The sequence below is a fragment of the Micromonospora sp. NPDC006766 genome, from assembly GCF_040636055.1.
Lineage (GTDB): Bacteria > Actinomycetota > Actinomycetes > Mycobacteriales > Micromonosporaceae > Micromonospora.
Window position 1 is genome coordinate 52924 of record NZ_JBEYIX010000003.1, and the last position, 11538, is coordinate 64461.

Sequence of the window (11538 nt, forward strand, 5' to 3'; positions counted from 1 at the left end):
GGTAGGCTCGACCGGTGGCAGCAGCTGAGCAGCCGGCCGAACCCGCCGGCACCGGGTGGCCGGCCCGCCTCCACGTGGTGACCGGCAAGGGCGGCACGGGCAAGACCAGCGTCGCCGCGGCGCTGGCGCTCGGGCTGGCCGCCGGCGGCCGGCGGACCCTGCTGGTCGAGGTGGAGGGGCGGCAGGGCATCGCTCAGCTCTTCGGCACCGATCCGCTGCCGTACGAGGAACGGCACCTGGCCGACGCCCCGCGCGGCGGCGAGGTGCGGGCCCTGGCCGTGGACGCCGAAGAGGCGCTCCTGGAATACCTGGACATGTTCTACAAGCTCGGCGCGGCCGGCCGGGCGCTGCGCAAGCTGGGCGCCATCGACTTCGCCACCACCATCGCCCCGGGCCTGCGGGACGTGCTGCTCACCGGCAAGGTCAAGGAGGCGACCACCCGGACCAACGGGCAGCGCCGGACGTACGACGCGGTGGTGCTGGACGCCCCGCCGACCGGGCGGATCGGCCGTTTCCTCAACGTCACCGCGGAGACCGCCCGGCTGGCCAAGGTCGGCCCGATCAAGACCCAGAGCGAGGGAGTCGCCGCGCTGCTCCGCTCGCCGATGGCCGCGGTGCACGTGGTGACCCTGCTAGAGGAGATGCCGATCCAGGAGACGGTCGACGCGATCGCCGAACTGACCCAGCTCGGCTTCCCGGTCGGCCGGGTGATCGTGAACGCCGCCCGGCCGCCGGTGCCGGCCGGGCGCGAGGTGACCGCGGCCGAGCTGAAGCGGGGGCTGGCCGCCGCCGGCCTGCCGACCGACGCGCGGACCGTGGCCGGCCTGGCCGAGGAGGCCCGGGATCAGCGGGTACGCCGGGAGCTGGAAGACTCCCTCCGGGCCGACCTGGGGGAGTTGGGCCTGCCCCTGACCGAGCTGCCGCTGCTCCCCGAGGGGGTCGACCGGGCGGGGCTGGAGACGCTGGCCCGGGCGCTCGTCCGGGCGGATTGACTCACACCTGCGGGCAGCCCGGGCAGACACACCCCGCCGACCGATACGCTCGATTGGTGCCTTCCGAAGCCGCGGCGCCGCCACTGGACGTCGACCAGATCCTCGCCGACCCCGGCGTACGGATCGTGGTCTGCTGCGGGGCGGGCGGGGTGGGCAAGACGACCACCGCGGCCGCGCTGGCGCTGCGGGCGGCCGAGCGGCACGGCCGGCGGACGGTGGTGCTGACCATCGACCCGGCCCGCCGGCTGGCCCAGTCGCTGGGCCTGACCGAGCTGGACAACAAGCCCCGCCAGGTCAAGGGGATCGACGTCGAGGACAGCGGCGGCGAGCTGCACGCCATGATGCTCGACATGAAGCGGACCTTCGACGACGTGGTGCTGGCGCACACCGACCCGGCGAAGGCTGCGGAGATCTTCGCCAACCCCTTCTATCAGGCCATGAGCTCCACCTTTGCGGGCACCCAGGAATACATGGCGATGGAGAAGCTGGGCCAGCTGCACGCTCGGGGCGAGTGGGACTTGATCGTGGTGGACACCCCGCCGTCCCGCTCGGCGCTGGATTTCCTGGACGCGCCCGCCCGGCTCTCCCGCTTCCTCGACGGCCGGATGCTGCGGCTGCTGCTCGCCCCCGCACGCAGCGGAGGGCGGAGCATGTTCAGCTTCGTCACCGCCGGCTTCGGACTGTTCTCGAAGGCGGTGCAGAAGGTGATCGGGGCACAACTGCTGACCGACCTTTCCGGCTTCGTCGCCGCCCTGGACTCGATGTTCGGCGGCTTCCGGCAGCGGGCCGAGCAGACGTACCGGATTCTGCAGGCCCGGGAGACGGCGTTCCTGCTGGTCGCGGCCCCGGAGCCGGACGCGGTCCGGGAGGCGGCCTACTTCGCGGGCCGGCTGCGCGAGGAGCGGATGCCGCTGGCCGGCCTGGTGCTCAACCGGGTGCACCGGCCGGCCGTGACCGAGCTGAGCGCGGCGGACAGCGTGGCCGCGGCGGAACGGCTGGCCCGGGAGGGCGGGCACGCGCGCACCGTCGAGGTGCTGCGGGCCCACGCCGCGCTGGCCCAGCAGGCCGTACGCGAGCAGCGGGTGGCGGCCCGGTTCACCGAGGCGTTTCCCGCGGTGCCGACGGTGTCGGTGACGGCGCAGCCCGCCGACGTGCACGACGTCGACGGGCTGCGGACGATCGGCGAGGCGATCAGCCGGCGATGAGCGCCGTGCCGACCGGCCGGGCGGCCGGCCGGCACAGTGGTCAGTTGGCCGAGGTCACCAGAATCTTGTCCTTGCCGGCTTTCTCCTTGGCGTTCTTCTTCATGGCCGCCTCGAACATCTTGCGCCAGCTGGTCACCTGGGGGTGACGGCGCAGCAACGCCCGGCGTTCGCGTTCGGTCATGCCACCCCACACGCCGAACTCGATCCGGTTGTCGAGCGCGTCGGCCAGGCACTCGTACCGAACTGGGCAGCTCCGGCAGATCCGCTTCGCCACGTTCTGTTCGGCACCCTGTACGAACAACGCGTCCGGGTCCCCGTTCTGACACGCCGCCAGTGACGGCCAGTCAGCGATCATGCCCATCTGTACACGTCCCCCCTTGCATCAACCACGACTTCGCGCGACCAGCCGTCGAATTTCCCCCCGGTCGTCCGGCCGGCCTCCCCTAGGGCGGCGCGGACGACATGTGGCTCGTGTCGCCGCCATCATCATGGTGGGTAGTCACCCGATTACGCAACGTTGTCGGCGAAATCCATCATTCCGGACACTCCCGGCTTCCCGGGCCTGCGTCCGCCGTCTACCCGGTCGAGGTATGTGAAAACCCTGCGCGGCTTCCCCGTTCGGGGGAGACTTCCCGCCAGGTTTACGCAACCAAGCACCAGGGTTCGTGCGTTTAGCACAACGAGGCCGGCGCGCGCAGGAAATGGGGAAAAGACGCCCCAGCGCCCCTCGATTCCTACTCGCGTACCCTGTCGAGGTGACCTGGATGCGGAAACGTGACCACAATCTGCTGACCAACGCCGCATCGCTACTCATCTGTGGCCTACTGGCCGGCGTGGTGGTCGCGGCGGCGGCCTTCCCCGCGGTGGCGATGTCCGGACTGGCCGCCAAGGCGGGGGCCGAGACCTACGACTCGCTGCCGAAGACACTGAACTACGACGCCCGCTCCCCGCAGATCACCTATCTGCTCGCCGCCGACGGCAAGACGCCGCTCGCCACCATGTACGACGAGAACCGTCGCAACGTGAAACTCAAGGACATCTCGCCGTACATGCAGAAGGCGATCATCGCGGCCGAGGACCACAACTTCTACAAGCACAACGGCGTCGACTTCAACGGCGTGGCCCGGGCCTTCGTCAACAACAGCGGCGGCGGCTCCAAGCAGGGCGCGTCGACGCTGACCATGCAGTACGTCCGGCTGGCCATCTCGTACTCGGCGACCCACCCGGCCGACGTGGTGGCCGCGACCGAGGACACCAGCGCCCGCAAGCTGCGCGAGATGTCGATGGCCCTCCAGGTCGACAAGGAGCTCTCCAAGGACGAGATCCTGGAGCATTACCTCAACCTCGCGCCCTTCGGCAACGGCGCGTACGGCGTGTTCGCCGCCAGCCAGGTCTACTTCGGCAAGCCGCCGAGCAAGCTGGACATCCAGGAGTCGGCGCTGCTGGCCGGCCTGGTGAAGGCACCGAGCGCGTACGACCCCACCACCACGTCCGGCTACGACGACGCGGTGATCCGGCGGGACTACGTCATCGACAACATGGTGCTGATCGGCGCCATCACCAAGGAAGAGGCCGACCAGGCCAAGCAGATCAAGCTAAAGGTCAACCACAAGCGCACCCCGAACGGCTGCGTCCAGGCCACCACGCAGAGCTGGGGCTTCTTCTGCGACTACTTCTACCGCTGGTGGATGCAGCAGGAGACGTTCGGCTCCACGACGTACGACCGGGAGCGCCGGCTGAAGAGCGGTGGCTACACCATCACCACCAGCCTCGACGTGCAGGCCCAGAAGGGTGCCGACGCGGCGGTGCGCCACAACTTGAGCGTCAACAGCAAGGGCGCCCGGATGGTCGCGGTGGTCGAGCCGGGCACCGGCCGGGTCCGCGCCCTCGCGACCAACCGGAACTTCAAGCTCGACGACCCGGACAAGCCGCAGAACAAGCTCTCCAGTAATCCGGCGAAGGCCAAGAAGGGCATCCGGGGCAGCTACCCGAACACGGTCAACCCGCTGATCAGCGGCGGCGGCAGCATCACCGGCTACCAGGCCGGCTCGACCTTCAAGATCTTCACGGTGGTGGCGGCGTTGGAGAAGGGCTTCCCGCTCGCCTACAGCATGAACGCGCCGCACCAGTTCACGTCCGAGTACCCCGTCAAGCCCGGCTCGCCGGCCGCCTGCCCGGGCACCGGCCTCTACTGCCCGACGAACGCAAGCCAGGCCATGGCCGGGCCGCACACCATGTGGAGCGCGTTCGGCTTCTCGGTCAACACCTACTTCGTCTCTCTGCAGCAGCAGGTCGGCGCGGAGAACGTGGTGAAGGCGGCGCAGAAGCTCGGCCTCACCTTCCGCGACCCGTACGACGCCAAGGTCGCGGCAAACAAGGACGCCGCGCACGACTGGGGCGCGTTCACCCTGGGCGTCGCGCACACCACGCCGCTGGAGCTGGCCAACGCGTACGCCACCCTGGCGGCGGACGGCAGATACTGCGAGCCGATCCCGGTGCAGGAGATCCGCGGCCCGGACGGCGAGAAGCTCGACATCGCCAACCCACACTGCGAGAAGCGGATCGACACGCAGGTGGCCCGGGCCGCCGTGGACGTCGCCCGCTGCCCCGTGGGCGACCGCTCCTCCACCTCGCACTGCAGCACCCCCACTGCGGGCGGGGTCCGCGGCTTCGTCAACGCCCCGGTGGCCGGCAAGTCCGGCACCACCGACGGGGACAAGACCGCGGCCCTGGTCGCGATGACCAAGCAGTACGCGGTGGCCGGCATCATGGCCGACCCGGACTGGCCGCAGACCACCCAGCAGATGGGGCACAGCCAGGCGTACGGGATCAACCCGGCCGTCATGGAAACGCTGCGCGCCGCCATGAAGGGCAAGGAAAAGATCGACTTCACCCCGCCGAGCGGAAAGATCGTCTACGGCGACCAGCGCTCCATCCCGAGCGTCAAGTGCGAGTCGATCGAGACTGCCAAGTCGCGGCTGCGCGGCGCCGGCTTCGAGCCGGTGGTGTCCAGCAGCAAGGTGACGTCGGAGTGCCCGGCGGGCACCGCCGCCGGCACCAGCCCGGACGGGAAAACCATCAAGGGCGGCGTGGTGACCATCGAGGTCAGCTCCGGCCAGGGCAGCACGCCGACACCCGGCACCAGCACCGGGCCCGGCGGCGTCACGCCGACACCCGGCAACGGGCGAAAGCCACGCGGCTGACGCGGAGCAACAACAGCGGGCGGGCACCCCTCGGGAGCCCGCCCGCTTCTTCTTCGGCCAGTATCAGAGGCCGAGCTGCCGGCGTACCTCGGCGGCGACCCGACCGCCCTCGGCCCGGCCGGCGACCGCGGCCTGGGCCGCCTTCATGGCCGGGCCCATCTGCGCCTTGCCGGTGAAGCCGCCCGCGGCGAGCGCGCCCCCGACCAGCTCGGCCAGCTCGGCGTCGGAGAGCTGCTTCGGCAGGTAGCGCTCCAGCACCTCGCCCTCGGCGGTCTCCTTGCCCGCCTGCTCGGCGCGCCCCGCGTCGGCGAACGCGACGGCCGCCTCGCGCCGCTTCTTCGCCTCCCTGGTCAGCACCGCGAGCACCTCGTCGTCGCTGAGCTCGCGCTTGGCCTTGCCGGCGACCTCGGCGGTGCCGACGGCCGCGAGGGCCATCCGCAGCGTGGAGGTGGTCAGCTCGTCGCGCGCCTTGAGAGCTGCGCGCATGTCGGCGGTGAGACGATCCTTCAGCGTGCTCATGGGTGGTGAAACTACCCTGAACGTCATGCGAAAGCGCACACTATTCCGACTCGCCGCCGGGACCGCCGTCGCCGGCGCGGCCACCTTGGCGTACGCGTCGCTCGTCGAGCGAAACATGTTCACCCTGCGCCGGTACGACGTGCCGGTGCTGCCCACCGACGCCGAGCCGCTGCGCGTGCTGCACCTGTCGGACCTGCACATGATGCCCAACCAGCGGCGCAAGCAGAACTGGGTGGCCTCGCTGGCCGCCCTCGACCCGGACCTGGTGGTGGTCACCGGGGACAACATGGCTGACCCCGATGCGCTCCCCGGCGTGCTGCGCGCCCTGCAACCGCTGCTCGACCTGCCGGGTGCCTTCGTCTTCGGCTCCAACGACTACACCGGGCCGGTCTGGAAGAACCCGTTCACCTACTTCCTGCCGGACCGGGAGTACGCCGAGGGCCTGCCGCTGCCGTACGAGGAGCTGCGCGCCGTCTTCACCGGCGCCGGCTGGGCGGACCTCAACAACGCGCGGACCACCCTGAAGGCGGGGGGCCGAGAGATCGAGCTGGTCGGCGTCGACGACCCGCACATCGAGCGGGACGACTACGACGCGGTGGCCGGTCCGGTCGCCTCCGGAGCGGCGCTCGCCATCGCCGTCAGCCACTCCCCGGAACCGGCCGTGCTGGACCGGATGGCTGCGGACGGCTTCGGGCTGCTGCTCGCCGGGCACACCCACGGCGGCCAGGTCTGCGTACCTGGCATTGGCGCGCTGGTGACGAACTGCGGACTGCCCCGATCGATGGCCCGCGGGCTGCACCGCTGGCCCGGCTCGGACTCCTGGCTGCACGTCTCCGCCGGCCTCGGTACGCACCCCACCGCGCCCGTGCGCTTCGCCTGCCCACCCGAGGCGAGCGTCCTCACCCTGATCCCCCGCTGAGCGACCCGCGCCCGGTGAGGGGGTACCGAGTTTGACCTTCGGAGCGGGTGGGCTACTATTTGTCGGCACGCCTCGGGGTGTGGCGCAGCTTGGTAGCGCGCTTCGTTCGGGACGAAGAGGTCGTCGGTTCGAATCCGGCCACCCCGACCAGAGGTCAGAGGGCACATCCAATCAATGGATGTGCCCTCTAGCGTTCCACGTCCAAGTCGACGAGCAGGGTCGCGCAGGCACTCCGGGCGTCGTGTCTCTGTCATGCCCTGACAGCTCGATTCCTCACCTGCTCCGGTGCGGGACAGCGAATATCACCGCCCGCCGTTAGGCTGACGGGTCGATGTGTTCCCCCCGACACATCCTCGCTCCTTTCACAGCTGAGGAATCATGAGCAGTTCAATGCTGCGCCGATTCGGCGCGCTGCTGCTGGGCGTCACCCTGGCCCTGACCGGGCTGGCCACGCCGGCCCAGGCGGCAGACACCGGCTCCATCACCGGCCGGCTGACCGACGGCGGAGTCGCGGTCACCGGCGGCTCCGTCTACCTCTACGGTGACGAGGTCGACCACTGGGATTACGCGTGGCTCGACGACCAGGGCCATTACGCGTTCAACGCGGTCCCTCCGGGCAAGTACCGGGTGAACTTCGCGCCTTGGGGTCACCCGGAGCAGTACGCCTACGGCAAGACCGACTGGTCCTCGGCGAATCTCATCACCGTGACGGCCGGCCACGCGACGGTGGCCAATGACGAGCTGCTGCCGGTCGGCACCATCACCGGGCGGCTGGTCAACCGGGCCGGCGCCCCGGTTCCGTACGTGTTCGTCAACGCCGAGGCCGTCGACTACAGCAGCTATGGCAACGGCAGAACGGATTCGGACGGCAACTTCAGCATCCAGGTTTTACCGGGCAGCTACCGGATCCGGTTCGACGTCGGCGCGTTCAGCCAGTTCGCGTACGGCACGTTGGACAGCGACGCTGCGGCGGTCTTCGCAGTCACGGCGGGTGGCACGGTGACGGTCAACGACACCCTCATCCCCACCGGCGCCGTGGCGGGCCGTTTCACCGACACATCCGGCGCGCCGCTGTCCGGCGTGGACGTCTATGTCAGCAACGGCCAGTTCTACGGCAACACCTACACCGACGAGGACGGCCGCTACCGGCTCGACCAGGTGCCGGTGGGCACCGGTTACACGGTCCAGTTCTCCAGTTCGGTGCTGTTCATCCAGCAGTATGCCTACAGCACGGTGGACCAGTCGGCGGCGACCCGGTTCACTGTCACCAAGGACCAGACCACCACGGTCGACGACCGGACGCTGCCGACGGGCAGCGTCCGCCTCACCGCCGTGGATTCGCGTACGGGCCGGTCGATCCTGGGCTTCTCCTCCAGCATCGGGATCGATGCGCGTGATGCCGAGAACGGCGAGGTCATCTACCCGACCGTCCCCATCGGCACCCACGAAATCTGGGCCTGGGCCTCGGGCTACTCCTTCGACGGGGCTTCGGTGACCGTGGTCGCCGGCGAGCAGGCCGACGTCAGGCTGGTCATGGAGCCGATGGCCCGGATCACCGCCACCGTCGTGGACGCCAAGACCGGCGCTCCGCTGCCCGACGTGTGCATCGTCCCGGTGCGCGTCGACGAGGTCCGGATGCCGGACAGCTGTGGCGCGCTCACCGACACGAACGGCAAGGTCACCCAGATGATCGGGAAGGGTGCGGGCACCTATCAGCTGCTGGCCTGGCCGGCCGAGGCCAAGGGCTACGGCGCGCAGTGGCTCGGTCCGCACGGCGGCACCGGCGACCTGCGGCGCGCCATGAAGTTCACCGTAAAGTCCGGCGAGACGATCACCCCGCCGGTCATTCGGATGGATCGCGCGGGTGTCATCACCGGTCAAGCCTTCGGGCCGGACGGTGCCGCGTTGTCCAACGGAGCCGTCCGGATCGCCGGCGGGCCCGTCGGTCTGGGCAGCAACTTCGGTGTTTTCGGGATCGGCGACGGAGGGCGCTACCGGATCGACAAGCTCGGCCCGTACGAGTGGCCGCTCCTGTTCGAGGTGCCCGGGCAGGCCACCCAGTGGAGCGGCGGCGAGGCCAACCGCGACCGAGCCGACCGGATCAAGGTCGTCGCGGGCGGCACCACCACGTACGACTACCGACTCGCGGCCGGGGTCACGGTGACGGTAGCGAGTACCACGCCGTTCAACGGGTACGTGGCCGCCCGCAACGTCGACACCGGTGACTTCGTCGGTCTGTGGTGGATCTCCGGACCGAACGTCGGCGCCGCCAGGCAGCTCATCGGCGGGCAGCACGTCCGGTTCGAGTACTACCCGAACGAGAGCGGCCGCAGGTTCGTCGGCGGCAAGGACTTCGCCTCCGCGACCAGATACAAGATCCACAAGCACAAGAACACGGCATTCGAGCTCACGCTCGGCTGATCACGCCGATGAAGGCCGGGCACGCCTCGCCGTGTCCGGCCTTCCGTGTCCGAGGGCACGCGCAGGCCTGGCCCCTCGGCTCGGCGATGGCCGGCCTGGCAGGCGCAGTGTTCTTACTCACCAACGGGCTAGGTCAAGCCCAGTTCCACCGGTAATCCGCTCGCCGGTCGTTCTACCCCTCGTCGAGAATCCACCCATGCTGCGCCGCGCCCTACCCGCCCGTCCGGAAGCCCGTCGAATCCTCCTCGGCACCCTGCTGTCGGCCATCGGGCGCGGGCTGACCCTGCCGTTCCTCTTCATCTACCTCACCAACGTGCGCGGCCTGACCGACAACCAGGCCGGCCTGGTGATCGGGTGGTTCGGTGCGGTGACCCTGGCCCTGTCCCCGCTGGGCGGGACGCTGATCGACCGGTTCGGCGCCCGCCGGGTGGTGCTGCCCTGCCTGGTGGTCGAGGCGGTGGGCACCGGCTCGCTCGCGCTGGTCGACTCGCTCGGGATGGCGTTCGCGGTCAGCACCCTGATCGCGGTGGGCGGCTCGGCGCTCTGGTCCGGGCAGACCACCATTCTCGCCTCGCTCACCGGCGACGGCGAGCGGCAGCGGGTCTTCGGCCTCCAGTTCGCTCTGCTCAACCTCGGCATCGGGGTGGGCGGCCTGATCTCCGGCGCGGTGGTCGACATCGCCCGCCCGGTCACCTTCCAGGCCATCTACCTGCTCGACGCGCTGAGCTACCTGACGCCGGCCCTGATCCTGCTGACCCTGCCGCACGTCGGGCACCGCCTGACGCAGGCCTCGGCGGCGGGCACCGGGAAGTCGGCGGGCGGCTACCTCGCCGTGCTGCGGGACCGGCCGTTCCGGCGGCTGGTCATCTTCGGCCTGGTGCTCACCACCTGCGGGTACGCGCAGATCGAGGTGGGTTTCGCCGCGTACTCGGTCCGGGTGGTGGAGGTGACGCCACGGGTGGTGGCCTGGGCGCTCGCCGCCAACACCGTGATGATCGTGCTCTCCCAACTGCTGATGATCCGCCGGATGGAGGGGCGCAGCCGGACCCGCGCGCTCGCCGCGGTGGGCGCGGTCTTCGCGACCGCCTGGCTGGTGCTCGGCATGGCCGGCCTGGTCGGTACGGGCAACGCACTGGTCGCGGCGTTCGGCGTCGTGGCCTGCTCGGCGATCTTCGGGTTCGGCGAGACGATGCTCTCGCCGGTGATGCCGGCGTTGACGAACGCGCTCGCCACCGACGAGCTGCGCGGAAGGTACAACGCGATGAGTTCGATGATCTTCGGGATCAGCGGGATCATCGGCCCGGTCACCGCCGGCCCGCTGCTCGGCGCGGCGCACGGGCGGCTCTGGGTGGCGTTCGTGGTGGGCGGCTGTCTGGCCGCGTCGGTGCTGGCCCTGTCGCTGCGCCGGCTGCTCACCCCCGCCCAGGACGGCCGCCTCACTCCCACTCGCGAGCCGGAGCCCGCCGTCACCTGAGCGGCGGTCAGAACCAGCAGGTCTGCCCGGCGGCGTGGCTCACCTGGACGGTGTGCGTGACGCAGCCGCCGTCGGCCACCCGGTGCAGCAGGAAGGCGGTCGGTTCGGCGACCAGCCCGACCTCCGGCTCGTCGCTCGTGGTCAGGCTCACCTGCACCCAGGTGCTCGGCGCGGTGGTCAGCACCGTGCCGGCGAACGTGCTGGTCACCGGGCGGTGCAGGTGCCCGGCTGCGACGCGTACGACATGGGGGTGACGGGCGACCACCGCGGCGAACGCGTCGGCGTCGGCGAGCCGGATGGCGTCCATCGCCGGTATCCCCACCGCGACCGGCGGATGGTGCAGGCACACCACGGCGGGCTGGTCCGGGCGGCCGGCGAGCACTCCGTCGAGCCAGCCGAGTTGCTCGTCGCCGAGCCGGCCGCCGCTGCCGCCGGGGGCGAGCGAGTCCAGCACCACGAGCGTGCCGTCCGGGTGGTCGACGTGGTAGTGAGCCGAGAACCCGCCCCCGAGGTAGGGGGTGCCGCCGAAGGTGTCGAGCAGCGACTCCCGGTCGTCGTGGTTGCCTGCGGCGAAGTGCACCGGCAGCGGGAACCGCCCGACGATCTCGCGCAGCGCGACGTACTCGTCGGGGCGGCCGTTGTCGACCAGGTCTCCGGTGATGACGACGCAGTCGGGCCGGGGCCGCAGCGCCAACACGCGGCCGAGGGCGCGGTGCAGCCCGGTGGCCCGCTCGGCAGCGAGCGGGCCGGTGGTCACGTGCGGGTCGCTGAGCTGGGCGATGAGCATCGACGCCTCCTCGGGACC

Annotated in this window: 9 protein-coding genes and 1 tRNA gene; 7 read left to right on the forward strand and 3 right to left on the reverse strand. The window is 70.5% G+C overall.

Features of this window, described 5'->3' with window-relative positions; genetic code table 11:
* The first annotated feature begins 14 nt into the window (after positions 1 to 14).
* Positions 15 to 992, forward strand: coding sequence for an ArsA-related P-loop ATPase (locus ABZ671_RS05840; RefSeq protein ID WP_357851883.1), 978 nt, complete (start codon positions 15 to 17; stop codon positions 990 to 992).
* A 53-nt stretch (positions 993 to 1045) separates the two neighbouring features.
* Positions 1046 to 2197, forward strand: coding sequence for an ArsA-related P-loop ATPase (locus ABZ671_RS05845; RefSeq protein ID WP_357851886.1), 1152 nt, complete (start codon positions 1046 to 1048; stop codon positions 2195 to 2197).
* A 40-nt stretch (positions 2198 to 2237) separates the two neighbouring features.
* Here ABZ671_RS05845 and ABZ671_RS05850 read toward each other — a convergent pair whose 3' ends face one another.
* Positions 2238 to 2558, reverse strand: a complete 321-nt coding sequence (locus ABZ671_RS05850; RefSeq protein ID WP_091199158.1) for a WhiB family transcriptional regulator — start codon at positions 2556 to 2558, stop codon at positions 2238 to 2240.
* Between the two features lie 403 nt (positions 2559 to 2961).
* On the opposite strand from ABZ671_RS05850, the gene ABZ671_RS05855 reads away from it, so the two are divergent.
* Positions 2962 to 5400 carry a transglycosylase domain-containing protein gene (locus tag ABZ671_RS05855; RefSeq protein WP_357851889.1) on the forward strand — a complete coding sequence of 813 codons (2439 nt, stop codon included), beginning with the start codon at positions 2962 to 2964 and terminating at the stop codon, positions 5398 to 5400.
* 63 nt (positions 5401 to 5463) lie between these two features.
* On the opposite strand, the gene ABZ671_RS05860 is transcribed toward ABZ671_RS05855, so the two are convergent.
* Complete coding sequence (locus tag ABZ671_RS05860) at positions 5464 to 5919, reverse strand: GatB/YqeY domain-containing protein (RefSeq protein ID WP_357851893.1); 456 nt, start codon at positions 5917 to 5919, stop codon at positions 5464 to 5466.
* A 25-nt stretch (positions 5920 to 5944) separates the two neighbouring features.
* On the opposite strand from ABZ671_RS05860, the gene ABZ671_RS05865 reads away from it, so the two are divergent.
* The 4 genes from ABZ671_RS05865 (at position 5945) to ABZ671_RS05880 (ending at position 10733) form a co-directional block, all read left to right on the forward strand.
* Positions 5945 to 6838, forward strand: a complete 894-nt coding sequence (locus tag ABZ671_RS05865) for a metallophosphoesterase (RefSeq protein WP_357851896.1) — start codon at positions 5945 to 5947, stop codon at positions 6836 to 6838.
* A gap of 73 nt (positions 6839 to 6911) precedes the next feature.
* Positions 6912 to 6988: transfer RNA gene (locus ABZ671_RS05870), tRNA-Pro, on the forward strand.
* Between the two features lie 228 nt (positions 6989 to 7216).
* Positions 7217 to 9259, forward strand: a complete 2043-nt coding sequence (locus tag ABZ671_RS05875; protein WP_357851899.1) for a carboxypeptidase regulatory-like domain-containing protein — start codon at positions 7217 to 7219, stop codon at positions 9257 to 9259.
* Between the two features lie 196 nt (positions 9260 to 9455).
* Complete coding sequence (locus ABZ671_RS05880) at positions 9456 to 10733, forward strand: MFS transporter (protein ID WP_357851902.1); 1278 nt, start codon at positions 9456 to 9458, stop codon at positions 10731 to 10733.
* Positions 10734 to 10740: 7 nt separating this feature from the next.
* Here ABZ671_RS05880 and ABZ671_RS05885 read toward each other — a convergent pair whose 3' ends face one another.
* The gene (locus ABZ671_RS05885; protein WP_357851905.1) at positions 10741 to 11520 is read right to left on the reverse strand and encodes a phosphodiesterase; all 780 of its coding nucleotides are present in this window, start codon (positions 11518 to 11520) and stop codon (positions 10741 to 10743) included.
* Positions 11521 to 11538 lie beyond the last annotated feature (18 nt).

Coding starts and splice junctions, on each gene's coding strand:
- ABZ671_RS05880 (WP_357851902.1), top strand. CDS start 9,456: ATGCTGCGCCGCGCCCTACCCGCCCGTCCGGAAGCCCGTCGAATCCTC.
- ABZ671_RS05885 (WP_357851905.1), bottom strand. CDS start 11,520: ATGCTCATCGCCCAGCTCAGCGACCCGCACGTGACCACCGGCCCGCTC.
- ABZ671_RS05855 (WP_357851889.1), top strand. CDS start 2,962: ATGCGGAAACGTGACCACAATCTGCTGACCAACGCCGCATCGCTACTC.
- ABZ671_RS05875 (WP_357851899.1), top strand. CDS start 7,217: ATGAGCAGTTCAATGCTGCGCCGATTCGGCGCGCTGCTGCTGGGCGTC.
- ABZ671_RS05865 (WP_357851896.1), top strand. CDS start 5,945: ATGCGAAAGCGCACACTATTCCGACTCGCCGCCGGGACCGCCGTCGCC.
- ABZ671_RS05850 (WP_091199158.1), bottom strand. CDS start 2,558: ATGGGCATGATCGCTGACTGGCCGTCACTGGCGGCGTGTCAGAACGGG.
- ABZ671_RS05860 (WP_357851893.1), bottom strand. CDS start 5,919: ATGAGCACGCTGAAGGATCGTCTCACCGCCGACATGCGCGCAGCTCTC.